The following is a 27,000-nucleotide window of genomic DNA, read 5'->3' as shown; positions in this document are numbered from 1 at the left end:
AGGACCGATGAGCCTGCCTGCTGCTTTTCTGAGCGACGCCGCACAACTGATCCCGCAAGATCGTCGTTTCGACGATCCACTTTCCACCCTCGCCTTCGGCACCGACGCCAGTTTTTACCGACTGATCCCACAATTGGTGATCCGGGTTGAATCGGAAGATGAAGTGGTGGCCCTGCTGCAACTGGCCCAGCGCGACCGCGTACCGGTGACCTTTCGTGCGGCGGGCACCAGCCTTTCGGGACAGGCCATCAGCGACTCGGTGTTGATCGTGCTGGGGGACGATTGGAACGGGCGCGAGATTCGCGGCCAGGGCACACAAATCCGCTTGCAGCCCGGCGTGATCGGCGCGCAAGCCAACGCCTGGCTGGCGCCATTCGGGCGCAAGATCGGCCCGGACCCGGCGTCAATCAATGCCTGCAAGATTGGTGGCATCGTCGCCAACAACGCCAGCGGCATGTGCTGCGGCACGGCGCAGAATACCTACCACACCCTGGCGGGCATCCGCCTGGTGCTGGCCGACGGCAGCCGCCTGGACACGGAAGATCCGGCCAGTGTTTCAGCCTTTCGCCAACGTCACGGCGACCTGCTTGAACGCCTGGCGACCTTGGGCCGCGAAACACGGGCCAATGCCGAACTGGCTGCAAAAATCCGCCACAAATACCGTCTGAAAAACACCACCGGATTGTCACTCAACGCCCTGGTGGATTTCGACGAGCCGCTGGATATCCTCAGCCATCTGCTGGTGGGCTCCGAAGGTACCCTGGGCTTTATCAGCGCAGTGACCTACGACACGGTGATCGATCACCCGAACAAAGCCTCGGCCCTGATCGTGTTCCCCGACGTGGAAACCTGCTGCAACGCGGTGACCGCCCTCAAAACCCAACCTGTTTCAGCGGTTGAGCTGCTGGACCGACGCAGCATGCGCTCAGTGCAGGACAAACCCGGCATGCCGGCTTTCGTACAGCAGCTATCGGAAAATGCCTGCGCCCTGCTGATCGAATCCCGCGCCGCCTCGCCCTCGCTGCTGCAGGAGCAACTGGCGCTGATCATGGCCTCCCTGGCCAGCTTCCCGGTGGAGAAACAAGTCGACTTCACCGAAGACCCGATTGAAAACGCCCGCCTGTGGGCGATCCGCAAAGACACCTTCCCCGCCGTGGGCGCCGTGCGTAAAACCGGCACCACCGTGATCATCGAAGACGTGACCTTCCCGGTGGAACAACTGGCTATTGGCGTTAACCGCCTGATCGAGTTGTTCGACAAACATCACTACGACGAAGCGATCCTTTTCGGACACGCCCTGGAAGGCAATCTGCACTTTGTGTTCACTCAAGGCTTCAACAGCGCGGAAGAAGTCGCACGTTACCAGGCGTTCATGGACGACGTCGCCCAGTTGGTGGCCGTGGAGTTTGGCGGCTCGCTGAAGGCCGAGCACGGTACCGGTCGCAACATGGCACCCTTCGTCGAACTGGAATGGGGCAGCGATGCCTACCAGTTGATGTGGCAACTCAAGCGCCTGCTCGACCCCAACGGCATTCTCAATCCGGACGTGGTGCTCAGCGAAGACCCACAGATCCACCTCAAGCACCTCAAGCCACTGCCCGCCGCCGACGAACTTGTGGATAAGTGCATCGAGTGCGGCTTCTGCGAACCGGTGTGCCCGTCGAAAGGACTGACCCTGAGCCCGCGCCAGCGCATCGTGATCTGGCGCGATATCCAGGCCCGGAAACGTGCCGGCATGGACACCAGCGAACTGGAAGCGGCCTATCAATATCAGGGCATCGACACCTGCGCGGCCACCGGGCTTTGCGCCCAACGCTGCCCTGTGGGAATCAATACCGGCGACCTGGTGAAAAAGCTGCGCAGCCGCGACGCCGACCGTACGAAAACAGCTGAATGGCTGTCGACGCATTTCGCTACCGCCTTGCAAGGTGCGCGCTTCACCCTGCACGTGGCCAACGGTGCCCGCATGCTGCTGGGCGCGCCGCGACTGGCGAAACTCTCGGCCACGGTGACCCGGCTGTCCAAGGGGCAAATTCCCCAGTGGACCAACGCCATGCCACAACCGGAAAAGGCCATTCGTTTCAGCCCCGCCGTGAGCGATGAGCGACCACGGGTGGTGTACCTCGCTGCCTGCGTATCACGCGCGATGGGCCCGGCAGCCGGCGACCACGAGCAGATGTCGCTGTACGACAAAACCCGCGGCCTGCTGGAAAAAGCCGGTTACCAGGTAGTCTTTCCCGACAATCAGGACAACCTCTGCTGCGGCCAGCCTTTCGCATCCAAGGGCTACGCCGAACAAGCCGAACACAAACGCCAGGAACTGATCGGCGCCCTGCTCCACGCCAGCCGTGGCGGCCTCGACCCGATCTACTGCGACACCAGCCCGTGCACCCTGCGCCTGGTCCAGGACCTGGCCGAAACCCGTCTCGACCTTTACGACCCAGTACGTTTTATCCGCACCCACCTGATGGAGCGCCTCGACTTCACCCCCCAGGAAGCCCCGATCGCCGTGCATGTCACCTGCAGCACCCAACACCTGGGAGAAAGCCAGGCCCTGATCGACCTGGCCAGACGCTGCAGCAAAAACGTGATCATCCCCGAAGGCATTCATTGTTGTGGTTTTGCCGGCGACAAGGGCTTCACCACACCGGAGTTGAATGCCCATTCACTGCGCAACCTGAAGGACGCCGTGCAGTATTGCAGTGAGGGCATCTCCACCAGCCGTACGTGTGAGATCGGCCTGACGCAACATGGCGGGATTGATTACCACGGACTGGTGTACCTGGTGGACCGAGTGACCCAGCCGCGCGCTCATTAGCGCCGCCCTCTTTGGGTGCAAAACCTAATGATTTCCGGGTTTTTCGACTAATCCAGCGACAAAACAGAACCCCGGCGCGCCGGCGTAGTCATCTGCATAGGCCTCGACAAACGAGGCTCATCAGTGACCTCGCTGGCTGCACGGAAAACCGGCAGCATCGAGCCTATTTGCACAAGGAGATACCCATGAAGCGTTCCGCTCTTGCTGGTTTGTTCATTACCGCTGCGATGCTGGCGTCCCCCGCGTTTGCCGCCGGAACAAAAGACGATCTGTGCCAAATCAACCTGGGCAAAATCAACAACGGGAAAGCCTTGCTCGCCACCGATACCAGTGGCAAGGCCGGCGAAATCGACACCGCCGTTTCCCAAGCCAAGGCAGCCCATGCGGCAGGCGATGACAAGAAGTGCATTGAGATCACCTCCAAGGCCCTGCAAGACCTGCAAGACTCGGACAAAGGCGGTAATCAGTAACCTGTCACCGCTCAAGGCCAACCTTCGGGTTGGCCTTCTGTGACCGATTGGCGTACACTGCACAGGCTTGTCACTCACTAAGAAACAACGAGTTACAAGCACGGGGCCGTTTAGGATTCGACGCCGGTTGCGAAACTTTAGGTGCATGCCGAGTTGGTAACAGAACTCGTAAATCCACTGTTGCAACTTCTTATAGTTGCCAATGACGAAACCTACGGCCAGGAATTCTCTCTCGCTGCGTAAGCAGCTTTAGATCCTGAGCTTCTGGTACCTTCGGGTCCAGCAATCACCAGGGGATGTCTGTAAACCCAAAGTGATTGTCATATAGAACAGAATCGCCGTGCAGTACGTTGTGGACGAATCGGCTAAAACTTACACAACTCGCCCAAAGCACCCTGCCCTTCGGGTCGCTGAGGGTTAACTTAATAGAAACGGCTAAGCATGTAGTACCGACAGCGGAGTACTGGCGGACGGGGGTTCAAATCCCCCCGGCTCCACCACTTTTACATCTAAAGACGTCCAAGGGCGTCTTTTTTTGTGCCTGAGATCCAGTAAATACGGGAATTTCAGGTCCAAAGAGGTCCGATGGTATCTGAGCTCATCCAACAATTCGTGTATTCCACGTGGTATTCCAAGCCCACGACTGATATTTTTTGGAATACACGCAGTATCGGAGATCACCATGGGTGCTCAAGCCACGCGGCTTTCAGATGTCAAAGTCAAAGCCGCGAAACCAAAGGAAAAAGACTACATCCTCACTGATGGCGACGGCCTTCAGATGAGAGTGAGAGCCAATGGCTCAAAGCTGTGGAATTTTAACTACATTCACCCAGCAACTAAAAAGCGGATCAATATGGGCCTTGGTACCTTCCCGGAGGTCGGCTTGGCTCAAGCCCGGAAACGGACCGTAGAAGCCAGAGAGCTGGTCGCGCAAGGGATCGATCCGAAAGAGAAGCGTGACGCTGATCGGCAAACGTTAAGAGCGACTACGGAACACACCTTCAAAAATGTGGCCACCGCATGGTTCGAGCTCAAGAAAGACTCTGTAACTACTGCCTATGCTGAAGACATCTGGCGCTCTTTGACGCTGCATGTCTTTCCCGATTTGGGTGCGACCCCAATCTCAGCAATCACGGCTCCAGCGGTCATAAATCTGCTGAGACCGCTAGAGACCAAAGGCAGCCTTGAGACAGTGAAGCGACTGAGCCAGCGTCTTAACGAGATCATGACCTACGGCGTGAATTCCGGCTTGATTCACTCAAATCCACTCAGCGGGATTCGCTCGGTTTTCAAGAGGCCAAAAAAGAAAAACATGGCAGCACTCGCCCCAGACGAGTTGAAAGAACTGATGGTGACGGTGGCGAATGCCAGTATAAAAAGGACCACGCGGTGCTTAATCGAGTGGCAGCTTCACACAATGACTCGCCCCGCAGAAGCAGCTACCGCACGGTGGGCAGACATCGACATCAGCAAGAAAATCTGGACGATACCTGCGGAGCGAATGAAAAAGCGCCGGACTCACATCATCCCGCTCACGGAACAGACTCTGGAGCTCCTGGAGGCTATAAAGCCGCTTAGCGGACACCGAGAGCATGTCTTCCCGGCAGACCGGAATCCCCGGACTCATTGCAACAGCCAAACCGCCAATATGGCTCTCAAGCGTATGGGTTTTGAAGGCCGCTTGGTTAGTCATGGAATGCGCTCAATGGCCAGCACCATCCTCAACGAGCACGGCTGGGATCCTGAGCTAATTGAGGTTGCGCTTGCTCACGTAGATAAGGACGAGGTACGTAGCGCATATAATCGGGCAGATTACATAGAGCGAAGACGGCCCATGATGAAATGGTGGAGCGAGCATATCAAGGAAGCAGCTACCGGAAATCTGTCGATTTCCGCAATCATTGATCGCTTGGACTGAAGCTATCTTTTTTCTCTCTCGGATGAGCGCATGAAGATGCAAGTGGCTTTCGTAATCGCAATTTCGGAAGACGTCGTAACACTGGTGTAGAGCAGTTCGCGAACAGAAGGAAAACCCTATTTATTTCCAGGCCAAGGCAAATCAGGAGTGATGCATACAAACGCAATACGCACGCTCCTGCATGGCCTGAGATACGAAGATGTCACGTGATACGGCTTCCGCTCTTCGTTCCGAGACTGGGCGGGCGAATGCACTCACTACCCACGTGAGGTTTGCGAAATGGCATTGGCGCATGACGAACGTAACCAAACTGAGGGCGCGTACTCTCGCCCCGAATTTCTCGACAAGCGACGTGCGTTTATGACAGATTAGGCTAATTTTTTATAATTAACTTTTGAGTTGATACGTTCCGAGAAAGCATGATTTCGATTACAGATACGCAGATTGAAGGCATTAAACGCCGTAAACCGTCCGAACTGAGACAAGCTTGCGAAAAAGATCTGTTCTCAGGAAAGGACTGGTTCATCGCAACCGCAGGAAGGATTTTGGCTGTACTTGAGAAACTTAGTATTGAAGAAGCTTTAAATCAGACGTTTGAAATAATTACCCACCGCCTGTTAGTTTTCACTCAGCGATTTACACCCGAGACTAGGGAAAAGCTACTTTCAGACATATCTAAAATCGTAGATAGCGACGACAAACTCATCGCTACCGCAGTGCGTAAATCAGTCAACTTCTTATCCTATCTAAGCCGAGAGGAACTTACGGTAGTAAATCATTTCATCAAAGCTTTTGATGAGCACAACGACGCTAAAAAGTTTTCAGGCCTTTCCCCATTAGCAATTCCAACATTGCTTCTCAGCCTAGAGTACGCTTATGCAGGCCAAGATAGATTCGCAAAAGACAATACAATTGACCGCCAAAAATCAATGAAACGCACTAGAAGACTGCAGAGCTTAAAATATAGCGATGCGCGTATTAAAACCTGCGATCTTCTTGACCAACTACGACCTGAAAAAGGCTGGAAAAACGAAAATGAAGCAGCCACCGGTATTTTGATAAAACTCAAAGACTATCTAGACAAAGAAAAAATTAGATACCCTAGCACTCAAGACAAAGCTATGCTTAAAAAGCGCTTGATAGCTTGGATGAAAGAGCATGACTTAGTGAAACTAGCCTTCGAGCAAAATAAACAGTGTAATGATTGAAGGTTATACCCAAAGCAATCGCCCGCTTTAAAAATTATTTCGTCCTTGGCCTTCCCCCTTTCTGACCTGGGAGCTTTTTTACTACCCCTTTATAGAATGAGCGCTTATCTCCGGGCAAATAAGCACGTACCCATCGATCAATTTTTGTCAGGTATGAAGCAGCTTCCTTGACCTTTTGTATTTTCTCAAGATCATAATAATCGAGTCGGCCGGTGCCATCTACGTTATGCCATGACCGAGGCACGCAGTTCCAATAGTGCCCTTTCCCACAGGTGACCTGCTGCCATAACTCACCTACACGAATACCCATTGTTAAATGCTCACGGTGCTTTGAGCCATCTAGCAATAACATCACATGGAAATGAAACCCCTTCCTGATACCGTACTCAAGCTTGCATGCGTATCCGACCATGGATATAGGAGAATCTTTTTTTGACAGTGCCTTGAACAGAGACTTTCGATGCTCGCATATCTCAGGGTGATAGGAGTGCACCTCATAGCCCTCGCGCGAAATTAAATCGCTTTCCTCACCTGAGTAGCCTAGATCAACACGAACAACCAGCAATCGGGACCAGCAATTCAGAATATCGTCTATATATTTAGAGGTGCTCCGAAAATTTTTATCTGAGGCCCGCCGATGATTTCGCTCTGTCTTCTTGAACTCACCGGAGTTAAGATGAGCGTAAAGGCCGCGAACATATGCATTAACATCCTTAACATTGTTATCGGCACTCTCCTTAGAATACGCTTTAAAGTTATACTTAAACTTACTTCGCAATTCAAAGAACGCGTGCACATACGGGCTAAGCTTTAAGACAGATTTCATTTCCTCATAGCCACTTTCGTAGGCACTGACGCGCATCGCCTCTACAACGATCTCCGCGCGCTTAGAGGACACAATGTGAAAGCCAGCATTTGATGCAACGTATTGAATTTTTGCTAGAACCTCACCCTTGGTCTCCAGTATCAAACTCGTCGCTCGAATTATCATAGCCACGGCGCTGAAAATATTAGAAGAATGAACAACCCATTCATTGTTAAGCGTTTCAGGACTCCACGCCAATTCAAATTCACGGCTTTGCAACACATTAGCACACGCAGAGTCATCATTCATATTTCATCCTCGACCACTACAGACGCCAAGCTCGCACCACTAGAGTCAATCAATACAAAGCAGCAGTTAACACATCCAATATTAGATATAATTATTGATATAACATATAAACCAATACTCACCCACGCAATACTCAAGACAATATCTGACCGCCCTCACCTCTATAGGGGATTATCAAGTTCGAAAATATAGAAACCCAGAATAAAACCTGAAAAGAGTTAGTGTCGAATTTTCGATAGCGCCCTTACTCTTGACCGAGCGTAATCCTAGACTCTATCCAGCTATTTATATGCTCTTCTAGCCAACCGACAGCTGACAAGCCAATCTTAATTGGTTTAGGGAAGGTATTATCATAGCGGGTGGATCTCGGATTGATTCGATCATAAATAGTCGATTTTGACAGACCTACTCGCCTTGTCACCTCTGCCATTCGCAGTATCTGCATTGCTTTTTTAGGTTCGGTATTCATCAGGGGCCTCCTCGTATGGCTTGCAGAGCAGGCTATGGCATAACGCTGAACACGTCATTCACCTCATGATCGCTCGCAAGAAATCCCTGCCCTTGACATCCGCTGCCGCCCCCTCCCTTGACGGCGAAGCGCGACCTGATTAATCCCGCATAGCGACAGAAGTTAGTTCACAAAAATAAAACTTAGTTCTTTGATCAAAAATTTATGCGCAGTTTAAAAACGCACCGTTCTGCCAAACGATCCTAACTCATCTTTTCGCATCCAAACATGTCCAACGCAATCAAACTCAGCAAAAATCACGCCTATTCCCCCCAATAAAGAGCGGGCAGCAATAGCCGGTTTCGTTGACTTTTGAAATGCTCATCCCGCAGCCTCACTCCCATGCTATTCGTATCGGGAATAGCAGGAGGCAGCTGTCTGCGATACACAGAAATCGCAGTCAACAAAATCTCAGTCATACATCACGAACCTGAATCTCTGCGCACCAAGCACCTCTCTCGACTCAGTAACTTACATTCAAGCGGATCGCCCATGCGACCTGCTTGATGGGGCTCTATGCCCGCGCAATGACTTCATACCGACTCTCTCGACAGGAACGCTGTACATGACCACTCAATGCCCACGCTGTCACTCCACCGCTGTCATCACCAAGGATTTAGCCAAGAAGATGGGCGCCCTTATCGGCACCGTCGGGGGCGCCGCCCAAGGGGTCACAGGCGCCATGGCCGGCGCCGAGGTTGGCGCTGTCATCGGAATCGTGGCCGGTCCCGCTGGTGTCGTTGCTGGCGGTATGGCCGGGGCCATTCTTGGCGGATTAGCAGGAGCGGCGACGGGCTGTATCGCCGGAGCCAAACTTGGCGAGGTCATTGATGAGCGGGTTTTGAACAATTATCTCTGCCTCGAATGCGAACTTTCGTTTAGCTGCCGTCATTCCGCTTGAGCTGCTCCTCTCCCGCTTGAAGCAATCGCTATTCATCATCTGATCCATCGCTTCTCTACCTCTCGATCAGCACCCCGCACGCCGCCTGATCTCTGCTGAGTACTCAGCGGCTTCGCCGTGCGTCTATGAAAAGGAAAATCTCCATGGCACATCTCGTTGAACAAATGGCTTACGTTGGCGCCACTCCCTGGCATGGCCTGGGCAATCAGCTCTCACCCAAGCAACCGCTGGAAGTCTGGCAACAAGAAGCCGGTATGAACTGGCAGATCCAAGAGTCGCCGGTACGTTACATGGCGGATGCCGTCGGTCATCTCGGCACCATCCACTCATTTCCCGAACAGAAAGTCCTTTATCGCTCGGACAGCAAGGAAGCCCTGTCCGTAGTCTCGCAACGCTACCAGGTGGTGCAGCCGCGTGAAGTGCTGGAGTTTTACCGTGATCTGACCGAACGCTCGGGCTATGAGCTGGAAACCGCTGGCGTTCTGAAGGGCGGTAAGAAGTTCTGGGCGCTGGCGCGTACCGGGCAATCGGCTGAGCTTAAAGGAAATGACCTGGTTAACGGCTACCTGCTGCTGGCCACCTCCTGCGACGGCACGTTGGCCACCACGGCGACACCGACCACTGTAAGAGTGGTGTGCAACAACACCCTTTCCATCTCTCTGAACGGCGCCACCCACGCCATCAAGGTTCCACACAGCACGCGCTTTGATCCACAAGCGGTAAAGAAGCAGTTAGGTATCGCCGTCTCTCAATGGGACGAATTCATGTACCGGATGCGCGCACTCGCCGAACGTAAGGTTCAGTGGCCTGAAGCAATGAGCTATTTCATGAGCGTATTATGCGATACATCACCAGGCGGCAGCCTGCCCGAGCGACTGCCCAATAAACGAGCGCTGCGCAAGGTGCAGGAGCTTTACGAAGGCCGTGGCCGAGGCAGCCAGCTCGCTTCCGCATGCGGTACAGCCTGGGGCCTGCTCAATGCGGTGACCGAATATGTTGACCATGAGCGGCGCGCTAGGAACAACGAGTACAGAATAGACTCTGCCTGGTTCGGCCAAGGGGCCGCACTCAAACAACGAGCTCTCAAGTCAGTACTTCAAATGGTGTCATAGCGTGGTGCGCAGCCGGGATAACCGGCTGCGCACCTGAAGCGTCTCAGTTGCGAAATTGCACTCCACTTGACCACCTGATGGCATCAGTACCGACCACTCGTTTTTATTGCACTTGACCAGGCGTTTGCATTCGATCAGACCACCGATTGCATCGGATTTGACCAGCACGCTTAGTAAACATGATCGGTAGAGAGCTGCCCATTGCTGCCGTTCGCGACAGGCAGTCAACGGCCAGAAGCGGACATTAGTGCTCTGTACGAAACCAACTATCGTAGACGCCACAACGAGCATGCGAGTGTGACCATGACTGAAAAGCTTCCCGCCAGCCTGTCGTAGCGTGTGCCGATGCGTCGGCTTTCCTTCAGTCAGCCGAACATCCGCTCAGTCATATTGCGCTGCATGTACTTGGGTTTGTCGAACAGGCGCGGCAAACCAGGTTGGGGTTTACGCTTCATGATCCGTAGCGGAATGACCGAATGCATCCGGTAGCGGTCGCAGTATTGCCGTATTGCCTCGGCGTCGTAGCCTTTATCGGCGAGCAGCCACCTGCACCGCTTTCTTGGTCGACCGCGCGGAGTGGGCAGACTCGCCCCGTCTAGAAGAGGTTGTGCGTAGTTGATGTCGCTGGCGCTGCCGCCGGAAAGGAGGTAGCGGAGGGGGACGCCGTTGGCGTAACGCAGCATGTGAATTTTGGTCGTCAAACCACCACGGCTACGGCCTATAGCGTGATCGTCAGGCTCATCAGGCCCCCTTTTTTTTGCCGGCCCCAGCAGAGGAACGGGATGCACGTACAGCTGTGGAATCGATCATCCATGTCTTCAAATCGATCTGCCCGTTTTCATTGAGCTTGAGCTGCAATCGCTTGAGCATCTGATCGAATACCCGTTGGTTTCGCCAGTCACGAAAGCGCTGATAGACGCTGGACCAGGGACTGAGCTCATCTAGCATATCGCGCCACGGCGCATCTGAGCAGAGCATTCAAAGGATCCCGTTGAGCATTTTTCTGTCGTCACGACGAGGCCGGCCCCTTCGGGTGGCGCCAACGAACAGATCAGCAACGATGTCCCATGCTTTGTCCGAGAGGTTGTATCGACTGGCCATCACAGGACTCCTTTCCTTGGGTGCCGCGCGACTCTATGCAAAATCGTGCATTGCGGGGGCTTTGTACTGTTTCGATGGTTCACTTACAGAACCTAATACGAGGGTTCGCAGCTCAAGCGCCCTTGTGGATCCAGGCGTGAAATCTGTAATATCACATTACTGGCACTCACTGCCGAGTGACCAACTGCCATGGAGAAAGGAATGTTCGGCTTCCTGAAGGTTATCGTAGGCGCAGGGGGAACATTCGCAGCCCTGGGAGCTGCCATGTTTTACTCGATGTACGCTGGTTGGTTTAAGTCTGAATTACTCAAGGTCTTGCCAGCCGAATCCATCTACAAGCTGTTTCTATACTCTCTCGGCAGTTGTGTCCTCTGTTTTGTTTTGTTAATTGCTTTGCAAGCTTTCAGCAGAAAGCCGACAATTTCTGCATCGTCAGATAACAACTCCACTACTATCGTATCTACAGGTCGCGGCAATGTGACCGCACATAAGCCATGAGCCTGTTCACACCAAACATTGACGCTCAGGCAACGAACGGCGGTTTAACAGTAGTCAGCACCGGAAGCGGGCCTATCACGGTAGCACCAACCCCCGCTGCTATTTCATCACTGCTTAACCCCCTTTTGTTGAAAATTGTGTCGACTCACACTCCTTATGATGAGATCGCTGACGTCGAAATGGACTACCGTGGGGTCGATGAAAAAATCGAGCACAATAGAGTGTCGGTATATTCAGAAGTCATTGTCGACAATGTAGGCTACATGGAGCTCATTGAAAGTCTTATTTTGACTATCGACGACGAAGAGCCTGGCGCACAAAAAAGATTTCTTTACGCCATAAATCAGAAGTACAGAACCGCCAGGCGTGAAGTATTTATGCGCCAGACGGTGCGACCAGTTACTGAAGAGCAAAAGCTAAATATAATCCGGATGAACTCCGACGAACTTGTACTGAGAGTCGCCGAGCTCATCGTAGATATCAACACAGGCTTCCATGGCGCTGCATCTGAGCTTGTTGAATGGGCAAGGCAGCTGATAGTTTGCTATGGCTTCATTCACTGCAAAATACTGGAGCCTCCTCAATGATTATTCAAAATACCAGCTCCCCACTCAAGAGCCTTTACATCGTAGGCGGGCGGGTATTGATAGTTTTGAAATCTAGTGAGTTTGGCACCATGAGCCCCCTGGCACTATTTGAAAGGTATCAGGAAAAATTTGAGCGCGTTTCTTTTGCTTACATTCTGTACGCGCTCGATTGGCTTTACGTCATCGGAAGTGTAGAGCTAACGAAGCAAGGTGATATTTCTTTATGCAGCTGATTAAATTATCTGTATTTGATGGAAGCGAAGAATTACGTACCATCACCTTCAAGGAAGGAATGAACATAATTACCAACCTGGGCGAAACTGGTAACCAGATTGGTAAAAGTACATCGCTTCGCGCACTGGCGTTTTGTTTGGGCGGGAAAGCTGAACCTCTCTGGAAAGACCCAGACAACAACAAAGTCAACGAAAAAGTAAAAAAATTCCTAACCAAAGGCGATCTAAGGTTCGAGCTAATATTAAAGATTTCCTCTATTACTCACAGAATCACTCGAGTTCTCTCAAATAAAGTAGGAGCTCGTGAGACCATCGCAACATCCAGCACTATTGATGGCATTGAGTACAAGAACGCAACCGCCTTCACCCGCGAACTACCACGCCTATTCGGATACTCTAGAGAACAGCCGAAGTTCAACTCGATACGTAGCAAATTCTTTAGAATCAACAGACCCACAAGCAACAACACGCTAAAGTATTTAAACGCTTTCACGACCAACAACGAATACGATTTAATCTACGCTTACCTTTTTGATTTTGAATTCATAGACTCCGTTCGTCAAATCAATTTGATTGAAGGAGAAATTCAGATAGAGGAAAGTCGCGCCAAGACACTCCTTGGCGGGGCCGAGTTAGAGTCTCGCCTGGAAGAAATCGAAAAAATCGATTATAAGATTTCTAACTTGCAAGCCAAGGAGGATGAATACGAACTGCTTGACTCTCAAAACTACGCAATCGCAGAACTTCGCGAGTCTCGAAGAAGCGTAGCCGCACTAACATCGCGAATAGTCAATCTGGAAACTAAGCTTTACTACAACAACAAAACGATTGAGCGGTACAGAAACAACTTGGTAGAGGTTAATTTAGGAGAGATTACCGCCCTCTACAACGAAGCGAAATCCCTAGTGCCAAACCTAAGTAAGACACTAGAGGAAACTGTTGAATTCCACAATTCAATAATGAGTCGTAAGGCCGCTTACGTAGAAGAGCTTTCTGCGGATACATCAGATGAACTTGACTCATTAAGAAGTAGCCTTGCTCAACGGCTAGCCGACGAAAAGTCCATCGTTAAAGACCTTTCGAGGGATAGCCATTTTAGCGGTTTGATTCTGGCTGAGAAACAAATGCAAGACCTGCGTGAAGCTCGAGGACGACTTGCATACGTCACCAGCGAGGTAGAGGCTGCTCGTAAAAGAATTGCAGAATTGAAAAGTATAGTTGAAGACATCAGGCGAACTATCGCCGTGTACTATTCAGATCTACATACAAAGCTGGAAGTTTTCAATGAGGCTTATGCCGATATCACCAAAAGGCTGTTCGTTACTCACCATAACGAATTGGTGGTTACAGCCGCGCTAGATGGAAAAGCAGATTTCACAATCGTAAACGAGGAACTAAACACCGGCGATGGTGTTCCACGGGCTGCTGCTATGGCTTTCGACATGGCCTACGTGCACTTCGTCAATAAGTTTAAATCCAAACTTCCTTCATTTACCATTCAAGATTATCTAGAAGTTGTTGACGAGGACAAGCTAATCAAGCTTTTCAGTTTCGCCAACGAGAAGAAAATTCAAACTGTCGCAGCCATTTTGAATGACAAACTGGATGGCTTCGACAAAAAGTTCTTGAAAGAAAACACCATCCTCGAGCTTACTAAAGAAGAAAAGTTTTTCAAACTTCAGTGAGACCGCACTGGGTAAAGAGCAAGGGGCGCAACAGCGCCGCTCGTACATTCATTGGCTAGTTTCTGTAGGTAAACCATCGAAACGCTATAAAGCTCCCGCAATGCCCGATTTTGCGTAGAGTCGCGCGGCCCCCAAGGAAAGGAATTCTGTGACGGTAAAACGGTACGAACTCTCGTATGAGGCCTGGATTGTGGTCGCTGATCTCTTCAGTTAAATCCATGGCCGGGGGCGGCCCCGCCTGTGCGACCGCCTGATGCTCGATGGCCTGCTCTGGGGGCTGTGCTCGGGCGCTGTCCGCGATCCCCGAGCCTCATTAGGCGCATCATCGAGCGAATGTTTGGCAAGCTGAAAGAGAACCGCCGGATAGTGACACGCTTCGACAAGCTCGCGAAAAGCTATGCCGCTATCGTCTCACTAGCTTGTTCCATACGCGGTTTGGTACATCTCTTTTTGTACAGAGCCTAGATACCTGCGACTGGCTCCTATTAGCCGAACGCTGCCTTTCATAAGGGCTGCATTCGGCCAGAAGCGGACCTTCCCAGCAGCCCGACCTCAGATAATCGCACAGTATCGAGGATGTGCAGTGGCCGAGTACCATGTGACGGATTGGTCCGTCGTCTTTTACAGGCCTTGATTTCATAGCCTACAACCTTGATGGCTCCCTCAAATACCAATTTTGTACCATCCTCACGTCCTCGTCCCCCGGCACACTTGCTTAAACTCAATCGAAGCACTTATCTTGGCACAGTGCTTCCTGCGCTAAGCGGATACGCTTCTTGAGGGCAAGAGGGCAATGTCTGCTCAAATCAACGCAAGCAGGACAATTTAGCGCCCCTCCAAGGATGTTTGTTTTTGCAGTTTCAAAGCAAGACTAAAAATTTTGCCAAATTAGGCTGGCGCTTTATTGAATAGAGTTTAAGGACTGTTTATGACTAGGAAATCACTCCCAACTAACATTACCCGTAAACTGTGGTCTCAATGCGGCGGGTACTGCCAGAGACCTGACTGCAATAAGTTGCTTTTCGCAGAAAGCGGGGGTAAAAACGTTAGCTTGGCTAATGTGGCTCATGTAATAGGTCATGGCGCTGACGGCCCTCGCAGTGAACACGAATTAGCTGAACAAATTGACAAAGATGGGTTTGACAACCTCATCATGCTTTGTTTGGCATGCCATAAAATCATCGATGAGCTTCAGTCTCAGTACCCAGTAGAAGAAATTCTAACCTGGAAGACCCAGCACGCCGAAAAAATTTCCGCATTATTCACCTCGCCAAAATTCCCAGATGAGGACCACCTCCTACAAGCAGTTAATGATCTACTCGAAGAAAACCGAACCATCTTCGAAGAATATGGCCCATATTCCGACCTGGTTATCAACAGCGACTCTGGGGATGCCTTAGAAACCTGGCGACTTCGAAGTCTTGATACTTTAATTCCAAACAATCGAAAAATAATAAATTTGATTGAAAGCAGCAAATCTAAATATGGTTACCCATGGGAACCGTACAAACAAATGCTCAGGTATAAAATGCATGCCGACGCTTTTCAGGATAATTGCCTGAGCGACAAAAAAATTAGCGAATACAAAACATTCCCCATTGAATTTGACCACTTCATCAAGGCGAAACTCGGTATTCCCACGCCATCAATAGAAACAATCAAAGACGAAGAACTTGAATTCCGACACAATCAAATCCAAACCTTTATCAAAAGATTTTTAGGTAACCACAACTATATTAGCAAGCTCGAAGAGCTCAACAAATCTACAATGATAGTAGATTTGCTGGACGGTCGAATGTTGAAAGTTTTTGTCACCAACACCTACTACTTCACCGAGCACACGCTAGACAAAGTCACAGAAATCGACCCAGGTATTGACGCAATAATTTGCTCATGCCCATCAGGACAATACGCCCCATCCGCCAAAGCACTGTGCATTCAAAAAGGAATAGGTCTTTTCATGCTGGGTGAGTTCATGGGGGCCATTCGGCTGACTGGCGAAAAGTATCTTAATTACCTAACCAGTGGCGACAGGAAAACTCGCATAGAGAGACTTGGAAGTGCGGTTCAAGCACTCCGCCCTGCTGCTGGCACCGAGGTATACCTTTTTGGATCCTACCTACGTCAGAAATCACACAATGACATTGACATCATGATTGTATACAAGGACGCCGCTGCGAAAGCAGCAATGATTGCACTCGAAGCAGGCTTAAGGGGATGCACAAGATACGAGGATGAGGCGCTAGATATCACAATCGCATCCAAAGATGAATTCGCCAAATTAAGATTAGATCAAGACAACTTGACCCGAGCATTCCCCTAACAACACAGAGTCCGCTTTTGGCCGTTAGCAGTCGCTTATGAGCGTCCGCTAATGGCCGGCTGCTGCCTAATGCGTCGGGCTTGCTCCCGGCCAGAAGCGGACGCTAACGCCACATTCAGCGGCATGTCCGCTGTAATGCCTGGTTAGGCAACCTGTGCTTTTCCACTACTGTTGTTTGATTTATTCTCTATATGCGACACAAATTCTTCTATTGATGGGAAATGCCTTGGCCCACCTGCAGCTTTACGGAATTCTTTAAGCAGGTAGTGACCATCTGATGGAGAAACCAAAAAGTGATATTGTTCTTCCAATATATCTCTATCAGCCACGTTGTGCCTCCAGGCTGAGAGCGTACTTTCAAGATTATTTAGATAAGATACAATCTGCCACCTGATATCAGCACAGTCTGATACTGGAATATCAATTTGGCCATTAGAATCTTTGATAGTTTCGTGGAGATTCGATTCCTTCGAAATACAACCCAGCAATAACTCCCTGTGCTTCGACTCCACCTTAAAGCTCTCTTGATTCAATAGAGATTTTGACTGTTCAAAACTTAGCGTTTCCGCAAATTTTCTAGCAATGGAAGATTGCCTTTGTCTAATCACATCCATGTGCATAAGAAGATTGATAGCTTTTTCTCTTCTGGATCTTTCATGATCTGCTTTTAAAGACCTTTGAGCCAAAAGGGCCTGAAACGCTACAAAGACCACTCCGACCGCAGTGATGATACTTGATCCGGCGACAATCCAGTCAGTTAACGATGACACTTACTATAACCCCCTGTATTTTATTGCTTAGTTAGTAATTAGACGACATACATGTCTTTTTAAACGCGACCTGTAGGTCTGATAACGTTCCTTGTTCATCCCCAACTCCCTGATTGGCTTGAGTGTCACGTCAGAAGCGCGACATGAGGCGAGGGGGAAAAGCGACATGAATTTTGAGCACACTACTGACGTATCAGTTGGATGTCCATCGTCTGCTTTTGGCCGATTCTGTTGAAAAAGTCGGATTTTCAGCTGGCCTGAACTCGGGCACGACCACCACTGGAGAACCTACTCACCACATTGAGTGGTTTTTCGGCCCTTCGTTGACCCTTGCAGCTCGGTTAGTAGGTTGGTTTGAGGGTTTTTGCTTCGTGCACACGCACCCATCCCGTGACCGGTGGCCCTTGAGAGGTAAATTTGGCCAGCCGTCGCAGATTCTGCACCGCAGCGGCCAGCGTGAATTCATCAGTCGCGCCACTCATGCCATGTAGCCGCAGGCGATCCAATTTCAGGATGCGCTTGAGGTGGGCAAACAACATTTCGACGTTTTTTCGTTCATGGCGAGAGCGTACGTACGCAAGTGTCGTCGCGATTTGCCGAGCCACATCGCGCGCGGCTTCATGGACGCTGCGAGCGATCTTGCGAAACGCAGTATTCGGGCAGCACTTGGCTTTCATCGGACAGGCAACGCAGTCGGTCTGCCGGGATCGGAAGATGATGGTATTGGCTTTGGTGACGTGCGAACGCTCGTTCTTGAAGGCTCGCCATTCGCTACGTAGTGCATTGCCGGCCGGACAGAGGTATTCCTCAGCCGCTTCATTCCAGTGGAAATCGTTGCTCGAAAAACTGTCGTTCTTGCGCTCGGTTTTGTCCCACACCGGCACATGCGGCTCGATGTCCTTTTCCTCTACCATCCAGGCCAGCATCGGCGCGGTTCCGTGAGCGGTGTCGCCAATAAGGCGTTCCGGCTTGATGTCGAACTGCGCCTCGACCCGGTCAATCATGATCTTGGTGCTCTCGACTTCGGCCGTGCGATGAGCCGGTGTGGGTTCCACATCCACGATGACACCGTGCTCGGTATCGATCAGATAATTCGTGGAGTAAGCGTAGAACGCTGGGCCACCTAGAGCAGCGGTCCAGCGGGCTTGAGGATCAGTCAGCGATAGGCGCTTCGGTGGCGTTTCGGCCAGAGCCTCTTTATCGAGTGCCTCAAGATACTCTCGCACGGCGCGAGAGCTAAGGGCCGGATCGCTCCAGTTGACCTGTTCATCGCCCGGTACACCGCGCTGCCGGCTGGCGTCCGCCTTGATGATGCTGGCGTCCACGGCAAAGCCTTCACCTTTGACCAGGCCTGCGCTCATGCAACGACGCAGCACTTAATTGAACAGCCAGCGGAAGAGATCGCTGTCCCGAAAACGGCGGTGTCGATTTTTGGAAAAGGTTGAGTGATTGGGGACTTCATCTTCAAGGCTTAACCTGCAGAACCAGCGATACGCCAGGTTTAAATGGGTCTCTTCGCACAGCCGCTACTCGGAGCGAATACCGTAGCAATAGCCCACGATCAGCATGCGGATCATCAGCTCAGGGTCAATCGAAGGACGCCCAATTGTGCTGTAAAAATCGGCGAGGTAATGGCGCAAGTCGCTCAGATCGAGACACTGATCAATGCTGCGCAGAAAGTGATTGGCTGGGATGTGATCTTCAAGGTTGAACGAGTAAAACAGTCGTTCCTGTCCACTCGATAACTATCCCATCATGCTGTGTGCTTCCCTGCTGGCCAATGTAGAGATTTTGCAGCAGGCCAGACAGGGGAGCTACTTTTCAACAGAATCGGCCGTTCTCTGCCGATTGTCACAACGGCGTGTGCTGGTCAAGTCGAAAGCAAACAGTTGGTCAGCACGGATGCAAATGACTGGTCAGGGGCAATGCAAATGAGTGGTCAAGTCCATGAAATTGCCCATCAGTGAAGCTGAATTTCACAGACCGGCATCGGTCAGCAAATCGGAAGGTTTACATTGCATAGCCGTCGCTATCCGCAAGATATTCAAGAACGTGACGTTTCTTTCGCCCCTTTCAATTTTGCCCATATGAGAACGATCGACGCCGGCAAGGTCAGCCAAAGCCTCCTGTGAAAGCTTCAAGTCCAAACGTCGGGCACGGACTGATGCCCCCAAAAGCTTGAGGCTCTGATCTTTATTCTGATTTCCAGACACCCTTCCCATGGCGCGAATCGTTGCGCTATGATGGACTTACGACCACGGCATTTACGACCCATTTTTATTTTTTTTGCTTGTAATCGCGAATAATATTCTGGAGCCTCATGCTTAATTTTTTAAAACGTCTAATAACTAAAGACCCTGCTGAAAAGGAACACAGGCTTCAGCGTCTGACCCGAGTCATCCGTATGTACTCGCTTTCCTGTAATAAATGCGGACACTTATCTGCCCCACTACTAGGAACTCAGGATCGTTATCAGTGCACCGATTGTGGGCGACAGTTCGTTGGCAAAGCTCACTATATCAATCTAGAAATTCCTAGAAAACTAAGTGGGTCGGAAGCCAACTACGGAATGAGACATAACTACGACGAGTGCGTGGAGCGACTAAAAGTTAAATAGTTCGTCGCTTTAATCCGCGCCCCTCAAGAAATTTAAGTGTTGCAGACATAAAGTTGGAGGTCAGAATCTTTATCTGTCGCCTGTTTTGGATCTATACAACGGCGTGATCATTTCCTACAAGGTTGCCAGGCTCCATTGCCGGCGCAGGTGATCGACAAGGGCATCCCCACTGCCGGCCTGCTGGCGCACGTGATGGTGGCCAAGTTCGTCGACCACCTGCCGCTGTATCGACAGGAAAAGATCTTCGGCCGTGCCGACCTCGCTATCCCGCGCTCGACACTGGCGCAGTGGGTGGGCCAAACCGGCGTGCAGCTTCAGCCACTGGTCGACGCGCTGCGAGAAGCAGTGCTGGCCCAACGCGTCGTCCACGCCGATGAAACGCCGGTACAAATGCTGGCGCCCGGCGAGAAGAAAACCCACCCCGCCTATGTCTGGGCTTACAACAGTACGCCGTTCTCGGCCCTCAAGGCCGTGGTCTAAGACTTCAGCACCAGCCGTACCGGCGAACATGCGCGTAACTTCCTGGACACCTGGAACGGCAAGCTGGTCTGTTACGACTTCGCCGACTACAAGGCCAGCTTCGAGTTGGACACCACCGAAATCGGCTGCATGGCCCATGCGCGCCGCAAGTTCTTCGACCTACATGTAGCTAATAAAAGCCAATTGGCGGAGCAGGCGCTTCACTCGATTGGCGGGCTGTACGAAGTCGAGCGACACGCCAAGGAAATGAGCGACGAAGCCCGTTGGCGATTACGCCAGGAAACAGCCGTGCCCATCGCTGAAAAGCTGCATGAGTGGATGTTGGCTCAGCATGAACTTGGGCCTGAGGGTTCGGCCACAGCCAAGGCTCTGGATTACAGCCTCAAAGGCTGGGTAGCGCTGACGTGCTACGTGGAAGATGGTGCTGTGCCAATCGACACAATCAAATCGAGATCCTGATCCGGCCTTGGGCGCTTGGGCGGTCGAACTGGTTGTTTGCCGGGTCGCTGCGCAGCGGGAAACGGGCGGCGGCCATCATGAGTCTGATCCTGTCGGCGCGCTTCAATGGGCATGACCCGTATGCTTATCTCAAGGACGTGCTCACGCGGCTGCCGACGCAGCGAGCCAGCGAAATAGAGCGACTGCTGCCGCATCGGTGGATCCCTGCCTGATCTGTGCAAGGTGTGTTCGCTGGCCGCTTAGAATCCACAGGCTTGGGGTAGAGGTACACTTTTTTGATTTTAGCGTCGGGTCGCATCATGGTGCTGGCTCCTGAAGGAAATCGGGAGCACAGCATCAGGCGTTAATCGAAGGTCTTGAAGGTGTAGGTGATGGATCGCTTACGAAATTAGGGGTCACTTTGGAAATTATAGATTGAGGCCAGAATCACTTGGTGGGGGGATCAAAAGTTCACCACCACTACCTTCATCATAACTACGCTGATGAAAAAAAAGCGACCTGTAACTTATTGAGTGAGCATCTAGAAAAAACAACTCAACAGCCTATACATGAAAAACTCAGATCGTAGAACTCGTAAATTTTAGTTTTTAAGCTAATGAAACTAAGAAAGGAGCTCTTTAATAGCCGCAGAAAAATGAGCTGCACTTTCTTCTAACTGTAGTAAGTCCGTGTAACGCCCAATACTGACTCGCAATGTACTAGCCGCACTAGCTTCATCCAAACCGATAGAGCGTAACACATGAGATTGCTCTATAAATCCACTACTGCAAGCCGAGCCAGTAGCGGCACAGAGTATAGGCTGCAGCTTAGTGAGTAAAGAATGAGCATCAACCCCATGAAAACTGACACTAATATTTCCTGGATGGCACAACTCACCCTGAATTCCGTTCAAAGAAAAGGCGACTCTATGGTTTTTAAGGGATGCGATAAAGTAGTCTTTTTTATAAAGCAGCTGATTGTAATCTTCGGAATATCTGGAAATAACGGATTCCGCAGCTAGACCAAAACCAACACACAACGGTGTAGGTAGCGTACCCGGCCTGACGCCTTCCTGTTGACCGCCACCGTGCATTAGCGGAAACAACTCCGCTGACAAACCACTGCGCATAAAGAGCGCTCCAACTCCCTTAGGACCATATAGCTTGTGGGCTGAAAGACTTAAAAAGTCGACGCCCCAAGCCTCAACATCAACCTTAAGGGCAAGCGGCGCTTGCACTGCGTCGCTGAAAAAATATGCACCATGAAAATGCGCCAATTCGGAAAGCTTGGGAATTGGTTGAACTGTTCCAATTTCGTTATTAACAGCCATTACAGCAACTAGAGCGACACTACTATCCAGCATCGACCGATAACGCTCAATATCAACGAGCCCGCTAGAAAGAACAGGAATTAGCTCAACAGTTAATCCGAAACACTCAGCATATGCCTCTGCCGCCCTTAGTACACAGCTATGTTCGATAGCACTTACCAGGATTTTGGTACGATCAAGGGGTCTACTGCGGCAGACTGCGTGAATGACATGATTGATCGACTCTGTCGCGCCTGATGTAAAGAAAAGCTCTTCAGCATCTGCCCCGATTAGGGACGCAACTGAACTTCGCGCGCGGTCGATGGCGGCAGCCGCGGACCAACCAAGCGCGTGTTCAGATGAGTGCGGATTGCCAAAATCGTGAGTGAAATAAGATAGCATCCCGCTCAAAACGTCCGAATCAACCGGGGTAGATGCCTGATAATCAAGATATATTTTCCCACTGACGCGCACCGCGCACCTCCACACCGAAATTCCAACTGGAGGATAGCTCCAGTCGCATTGACCGTAACGCCCGCGAGCGTTATTGTCTAGCCTGGAACCATCCTCCAGGGGAAAACATGTTTAATAGCCCTCTCTTCGCGCCCGACTACAACCCACAGTTTTCGGGTCACGAGACCTTCCCTATGCGCTATGGATGGCTAAAGAAAGCGTACGACGCAGTGGCTGCATCTCAAAAAGCAGGTGCCGACCATTCTACGTTCAATGATGTGAGCGCCATTGCTCATTTTGGAGTAGGCAAAAATATGGTGTCCGCCATACGCCATTGGGCTACACAATGCGGAGTGGTTAGCCAAGGGGGGAAAGGAAACATTTCCTCCACTACTGAGCTTGGGGACAAACTCTTCGCGCCTAATGGGCTTGATCCCTTTATGGAAAACCCATCGACTCTGTGGCTTATTCATTGGCAGCTTACAGCAAACCCGAAGCTAACCACGTGGTTCTGGGTATTCAGCCACTTCCCTAACCCTAGCTTTGATCGAGAGCACATTGTCGCAGCGCTTGAAAAAGTCGGCACAGACCGCGGGTGGTCGAAGATGGCGACGGCAACAATTAAGCGAGATGTTGAATGCTTTGTCCGCACATATGCTGCAAAACCGCTTACTAGCAAGCAGACACATGAAGACACGATGGAGTCACCGCTAACAGAATTAAGCTTAATAAAGGCGATAGGGAAAAAAGACGGCTTCAGAATGGTACGAGGTGCAAAAAACTCACTAGGCGATGGCATATTCACATACGCCGTAATTCAATTCTGGATGTCCTACTCCAAAACTAGCACAACCATATCTTTTGAAGTATTGGCGCATCACCCGGGCTCGCCAGGAAAAGTCTTTCTATTGACGGAAGACGATTTAGCCGAACGTCTAACACGTATTGATCTGATCACGGATGGGGCTCTTTCTTGGTCCGAAACCGCAGGATTAAAACAAGTCGTAAAAGCCAAATCGATTTCTCCTGCACAGCTTTTATCGCTTATTGATCATGACTATCCAGCCTACAAACAACGGAATGTCTCGTAATGTATCTTTCAGAAATAGTCCACGTTGCGAGACGCTTTCAACGTTCCATAAAAATCGACAGTGATCTAAACTCCCCCGATGCCCTTTCAGGATTCATTTGCCCTGAGTCTTCTGCATCCGTTTTAATTGCAATGGCAAGCCACAAGATCGAAAACTCGCAAGCCGCGTTCACATGGACAGGGCCTTACGGTAGCGGAAAGTCTAGCCTGGTTATCGCGTTAAGCGCCCTTACAAGCGGCAACAAAGCAAGGCGACTGGAAGCGTCAACTTCGGTAGGAAGGAAAGCAGCCAAAGCTGTAGCCGAAGCTTTTCCAGTTGGAAAACAAGGATGGGAAATTCTTCCTGTTATCGGTCGCAGATCCTCGGTTTCCCAAACTATCGGCGAATCAGTACTCGCTAACGGCTTTGCGTCTATCCCCCCCCAGGGCGGATGGAACGACTCCAATGTGTTATCAACACTCGATAACATCGCAGCGAACACCCCTGGAAAGTCCGGCCTCATTATTTTTATTGATGAAATGGGTAAATTTTTAGAGTCGGCCGCGCGCGATGGTGCAGACCTATACTTCTTTCAGCTTCTAGCAGAAATGGCATCCCGTTCGCAGGGCAAGTTAGTCGTAGTAGGTATTCTTCATCAGGCGTTTGAAGAATATGCTAATCGCTTGTCACGTGATGCCAGAGATGAATGGTCAAAAATTCAAGGTAGGTTCATTGACCTCGCAGTAAATACTGCAGGAGAGGAACAAATTGACTTACTTGCTCGAGCGATACAATCAAACCACTCGAGTGAACCAAGTTCAGAAGCAAAAACGGTGGCCGAAAGTATCCGCCGAAATAAAGCGGGTGTCTCCGACACTCTAGAAAAATTATTAGAGGACACATGGCCTCTTCACCCGATAGTAGCTTCTTTACTTGGACCTATTTCACGCAGGCGTTTTGGACAAAACCAGCGTAGCTTATTTGGGTTCCTAAACTCTGCAGAACCGTTTGGTTTCCAAGACTTTTTGCGCACAGAGTGTAACGGAGAACGCTACAATCCTGATAGGCTTTGGGACTACTTAAGAGTAAATTTAGAGCCCTCTATAATTTCCTCACCTGACGGCCACCGATGGGCAATGGCAGCAGAAGCTCTCGATCGCTGCGAGGCAAATGGCGGAACACTTCAGCATGCTCAAATATTTAAAACCATCGCATTAGTCGACCTATTCCGTGATCGTTCCGGACTATACGCTAGCACTTTGTTGCTAGGTGCCGCAGTCGCGTTAGAACCTGGAAAACTTATAGAAATTTTGGATGATTTGAAACGCTGGTCATTAATAATTTACAGAAAACACTTAGATGCATATAGCGTATATGCAGGTAGTGACTTCAATATAGAAGAAGCCATAGATCTAGCGCTGGAAGAAGTGAAAGAGGTTCACTTCGGAACTCTCCAAAACCTAGCAGGCCTTCACCCAATTCTAGCTAAAAGACATTACTTTGAAACTGGTGCTTTGCGATGGATCGACATTAAGTTAGGCTCCATTTCAGCATCCGTTTACACAGCACCGAACTTTATCCCTGAACAGGGTACTATCGGCCAGCTGCTTTTAACTCTACCGACACTAGGAGAGGATCAAAAGAAAGCCGAAGAGTTTTGTAAAGACGCTTCAAAGCGGGCACAAAAAAAAGGCAAAGAAGTTATCGTTGGATATCCTGCCCACGCTTGGGCAATCATGGACCTATCCAAAGAACTAAAAGCACTGGAAAAAGTGCAAGAGGAACGATCAGAGCTTCAAGGCGACCCGGTGGCAAGACGCGAAGTACTAAATAGATTGATACTCGTCCAAAACCAGCTGGAAACAGAGCTGCAACAAGCGTTATCTAAGGCAACCTGGTTTAAGGATGGAAAGAAGCTTTCCGGACTAAGCCAGTACGAGCTAAATAATCTTGCATCCGATATCGCACTGAAGCAATACAGTGACTCTCCAAAAATCCATAATGAGCTTCTTAATAGGGCGAAACCTTCCAGCAATGCTATTGCCGCGCAGAATGCTCTATTGAAAGCAATGGCGTTAAATGAGGGAAAAGATCGGCTAAATATTGAAGGGTATCCCGCCGAGGGCGGCCTCTTTGACTCACTGCTCGGAAAAACTCGATTATATATTGCTTCCGGGCCAAGCTATAAGTTCCAAATACCTAATTGGGCTAATGACCCAGCAAACATGGCACCGACCTGGGCGGCAGCCACAGCTTATCTAGAAAATAATAGCGCACGCTCTGTTGCAATAAGCGAACTATATTCAATATGGGAATCACCGCCCCTAGGAATAAAACGTGGGTTGATGCCAGTTCTTTCAGTTGCATATCTTTTGTCAAGAAAAGAAAATCTAGCTGTATATAGAGAGGGCATATTTCAAGCCCGATTCACGGATCTGGACGTCGATTATTTAGCTAAAGATCCAGATTCCATTCAACTTCGATGGATGGATCTTAGTAACGTTTCCACCGGACTACTAACCGGCCTCGCTAAAGTAGTAAGAAAACTGGATGCAACAAATGAGCTACTAGAGCTCACAGCTATTGATGTAGCGAAAGGACTAATTGCAGTATTCGATAGGCTTCCGAACTGGACTAAACGCACTCAAAAACTTTCTGAAAATGCAAAATTGGTTCGCGGGATATTCAAAAACGCTTACGATCCTAATCAGCTTCTGTTCACTGACTTACCAGCGATAAATGGCGACAAAAACATCAATGATGAGAATAACATTCATGAGATTGTTTGCCTTGTCGAAAGCGCGCTTATAGAGCTCATCCAGGCCTACCCACAAATGCTGGATAAAATTTCAAGCCTGATGCTCGGCGAACTTGGTATGGACGGTATGTCATCTGACTCTCTAGCCGAGCTTAGAGTTAGAGCAAAAAACATAAAGCAAATGTCCGGTGATTTTCGCGTCGACGCTTTTATCAGTCGGCTATTAAATTATGACGGTACAACAATACAAACCGAAGGCATTGGTAGTCTTGCGGTCAGCAAGCCACCGCGAGACTGGGTAGACGCTGATCTAGATAAATCTCTAATCGAAATTGCTGCTTTTTCAAGGTCATTTATTCGTACTGAGAGTTATGCGAGGGTTCAAGGTAGGACTGATCGTCGGCGCGCTATGTCTGTAATTATTAGCGGAAGAGGCCAATCACGTCCTTATGAAGCGGATTTTGAAATATCAGAGTCGGAACAAAAACACGTTACCGATTTGATAGGTGAAATACAAAAAGCAATAAGAAATCATAACCCAGCAAAGAGAAATATTGTGCTCGCAGCTCTAGCCGAATTAAGCACAAAACTTATTGAAGATAGCTCTTCGATTTCAAACAAAGTATAGG

The 27,000-nt window shown here is 50.3% G+C and carries 18 protein-coding genes, 1 other RNA gene and 6 pseudogenes; 18 read left to right on the top strand and 7 right to left on the bottom strand.

Annotated features, from left to right (window positions below):
• Nucleotides 1-7: 7 nt before the first annotated feature.
• The 6 genes and pseudogenes from D109_RS0120630 (at nucleotide 8) to D109_RS0120615 (ending at nucleotide 6,414) form a co-directional block, all read left to right on the top strand.
• Nucleotides 8-2,818, top strand: a complete 2,811-nt coding sequence (locus D109_RS0120630) for an FAD-binding and (Fe-S)-binding domain-containing protein (protein ID WP_017478550.1) — start codon at nucleotides 8-10, stop codon at nucleotides 2,816-2,818.
• Between the two features lie 185 nt (nucleotides 2,819-3,003).
• Nucleotides 3,004-3,288 (top strand): hypothetical protein, encoded by a 285-nt coding sequence (locus tag D109_RS0120625; RefSeq protein ID WP_017478549.1) that lies wholly within the window; start codon nucleotides 3,004-3,006, stop codon nucleotides 3,286-3,288.
• 102 nt (nucleotides 3,289-3,390) lie between these two features.
• Nucleotides 3,391-3,788: a transfer-messenger RNA gene (ssrA, locus tag D109_RS1000000133050) on the top strand.
• A gap of 182 nt (nucleotides 3,789-3,970) precedes the next feature.
• Nucleotides 3,971-5,206 (top strand): integrase domain-containing protein, encoded by a 1,236-nt coding sequence (locus D109_RS0120620; RefSeq protein WP_017478548.1) that lies wholly within the window; start codon nucleotides 3,971-3,973, stop codon nucleotides 5,204-5,206.
• A 9-nt stretch (nucleotides 5,207-5,215) separates the two neighbouring features.
• Nucleotides 5,216-5,578: pseudogene (locus tag D109_RS1000000134975) on the top strand (tyrosine-type recombinase/integrase); the annotation flags it as partial.
• A gap of 47 nt (nucleotides 5,579-5,625) precedes the next feature.
• Complete coding sequence (locus D109_RS0120615; RefSeq protein WP_017478547.1) at nucleotides 5,626-6,414, top strand: hypothetical protein; 789 nt, start codon at nucleotides 5,626-5,628, stop codon at nucleotides 6,412-6,414.
• A gap of 34 nt (nucleotides 6,415-6,448) precedes the next feature.
• On the opposite strand, the gene D109_RS0120610 is transcribed toward D109_RS0120615, so the two are convergent.
• Complete coding sequence (locus D109_RS0120610; RefSeq protein ID WP_026078113.1) at nucleotides 6,449-7,528, bottom strand: inovirus-type Gp2 protein; 1,080 nt, start codon at nucleotides 7,526-7,528, stop codon at nucleotides 6,449-6,451.
• A gap of 244 nt (nucleotides 7,529-7,772) precedes the next feature.
• Nucleotides 7,773-7,997: an AlpA family transcriptional regulator gene (locus tag D109_RS1000000133040; RefSeq protein ID WP_026078112.1), complete on the bottom strand. Its 225-nt coding sequence runs from the start codon at nucleotides 7,995-7,997 to the stop codon at nucleotides 7,773-7,775.
• A 604-nt stretch (nucleotides 7,998-8,601) separates the two neighbouring features.
• Here D109_RS1000000133040 and D109_RS0120600 point away from each other — a divergent pair.
• Entirely contained in the window at nucleotides 8,602-8,937 is a 336-nt protein-coding gene (locus tag D109_RS0120600; RefSeq protein WP_017478545.1) for a hypothetical protein, read from the top strand.
• A gap of 143 nt (nucleotides 8,938-9,080) precedes the next feature.
• Entirely contained in the window at nucleotides 9,081-10,049 is a 969-nt protein-coding gene (locus D109_RS0120595) for a DUF932 domain-containing protein (RefSeq protein ID WP_017478544.1), read from the top strand.
• A 266-nt stretch (nucleotides 10,050-10,315) separates the two neighbouring features.
• Here D109_RS0120595 and D109_RS1000000133035 read toward each other — a convergent pair.
• Nucleotides 10,316-11,150: pseudogene (locus D109_RS1000000133035) on the bottom strand (IS5 family transposase).
• A gap of 201 nt (nucleotides 11,151-11,351) precedes the next feature.
• On the opposite strand from D109_RS1000000133035, the gene D109_RS0120580 reads away from it, so the two are divergent.
• The 7 genes and pseudogenes from D109_RS0120580 (at nucleotide 11,352) to D109_RS0120560 (ending at nucleotide 16,476) form a co-directional block, all read left to right on the top strand.
• Nucleotides 11,352-11,648, top strand: coding sequence for a hypothetical protein (locus D109_RS0120580; protein ID WP_017478540.1), 297 nt, complete (start codon nucleotides 11,352-11,354; stop codon nucleotides 11,646-11,648).
• Nucleotides 11,645-12,235 (top strand): hypothetical protein, encoded by a 591-nt coding sequence (locus tag D109_RS0120575; protein ID WP_026078111.1) that lies wholly within the window; start codon nucleotides 11,645-11,647, stop codon nucleotides 12,233-12,235. Before D109_RS0120580 ends, D109_RS0120575 begins: the two co-directional genes overlap by 4 nt.
• The gene (locus tag D109_RS0120570; protein WP_017478538.1) at nucleotides 12,232-12,468 is read left to right on the top strand and encodes an ABC-three component system middle component 6; all 237 of its coding nucleotides are present in this window, start codon (nucleotides 12,232-12,234) and stop codon (nucleotides 12,466-12,468) included. The genes D109_RS0120575 and D109_RS0120570 overlap by 4 nt, the downstream gene beginning before the upstream one ends.
• Entirely contained in the window at nucleotides 12,459-14,153 is a 1,695-nt protein-coding gene (locus D109_RS0120565; protein WP_017478537.1) for a DUF2326 domain-containing protein, read from the top strand. Before D109_RS0120570 ends, D109_RS0120565 begins: the two co-directional genes overlap by 10 nt.
• A 148-nt stretch (nucleotides 14,154-14,301) precedes the next feature.
• Nucleotides 14,302-14,445: pseudogene (locus D109_RS1000000134970) on the top strand (IS5/IS1182 family transposase); the annotation flags it as partial.
• 23 nt (nucleotides 14,446-14,468) lie between these two features.
• Nucleotides 14,469-14,618, top strand: a pseudogene (locus D109_RS1000000133030) (IS5/IS1182 family transposase); the annotation flags it as partial.
• A gap of 463 nt (nucleotides 14,619-15,081) precedes the next feature.
• A complete protein-coding gene (locus tag D109_RS0120560; RefSeq protein WP_017478536.1) occupies nucleotides 15,082-16,476 on the top strand; it encodes a nucleotidyltransferase domain-containing protein in 1,395 nt (464 codons plus the stop codon).
• Nucleotides 16,477-16,619: 143 nt separating this feature from the next.
• Here D109_RS0120560 and D109_RS1000000134225 read toward each other — a convergent pair whose 3' ends face one another.
• From D109_RS1000000134225 to D109_RS0120545, 3 genes and pseudogenes are all read right to left on the bottom strand, one after another.
• A complete protein-coding gene (locus D109_RS1000000134225) occupies nucleotides 16,620-17,246 on the bottom strand; it encodes a hypothetical protein (RefSeq protein ID WP_152416390.1) in 627 nt (208 codons plus the stop codon).
• Nucleotides 17,247-17,587: 341 nt separating this feature from the next.
• Nucleotides 17,588-18,970 (bottom strand): annotated as a pseudogene (locus D109_RS01000000132035) (transposase).
• A 252-nt stretch (nucleotides 18,971-19,222) separates the two neighbouring features.
• Nucleotides 19,223-19,468, bottom strand: a complete 246-nt coding sequence (locus D109_RS0120545; protein WP_017478533.1) for a helix-turn-helix domain-containing protein — start codon at nucleotides 19,466-19,468, stop codon at nucleotides 19,223-19,225.
• Nucleotides 19,469-19,989: 521 nt separating this feature from the next.
• Between D109_RS0120545 and D109_RS01000000132030 the strand changes: the two are divergent.
• Nucleotides 19,990-21,014 (top strand): annotated as a pseudogene (locus D109_RS01000000132030) (IS66 family transposase); the annotation flags it as partial.
• Between the two features lie 389 nt (nucleotides 21,015-21,403).
• Here the strand turns inward: D109_RS01000000132030 and D109_RS1000000133025 are convergent.
• Nucleotides 21,404-22,564, bottom strand: coding sequence for a cysteine desulfurase family protein (locus D109_RS1000000133025; protein WP_081585368.1), 1,161 nt, complete (start codon nucleotides 22,562-22,564; stop codon nucleotides 21,404-21,406).
• Nucleotides 22,565-22,671: 107 nt separating this feature from the next.
• Between D109_RS1000000133025 and D109_RS0120520 the strand changes: the two genes are divergently transcribed.
• Both D109_RS0120520 and D109_RS1000000133020 read left to right on the top strand, forming a co-directional pair.
• Complete coding sequence (locus D109_RS0120520) at nucleotides 22,672-23,634, top strand: DUF4007 family protein (protein WP_017478528.1); 963 nt, start codon at nucleotides 22,672-22,674, stop codon at nucleotides 23,632-23,634.
• Nucleotides 23,634-26,999, top strand: coding sequence for an ATP-binding protein (locus D109_RS1000000133020; protein ID WP_081585367.1), 3,366 nt, complete (start codon nucleotides 23,634-23,636; stop codon nucleotides 26,997-26,999). The genes D109_RS0120520 and D109_RS1000000133020 overlap by 1 nt, the downstream gene beginning before the upstream one ends.
• Nucleotide 27,000: the final 1 nt, after the last annotated feature.

The organism is Pseudomonas sp. PAMC 26793, assembly GCF_000313235.1.
In the GTDB taxonomy this organism is placed as follows: Bacteria; Pseudomonadota; Gammaproteobacteria; order Pseudomonadales; family Pseudomonadaceae; genus Aquipseudomonas; species Aquipseudomonas yamanorum.
Note: the sequence above shows the minus strand (reverse complement) of the source record. Positions and strands in the feature narration are given on the sequence as shown.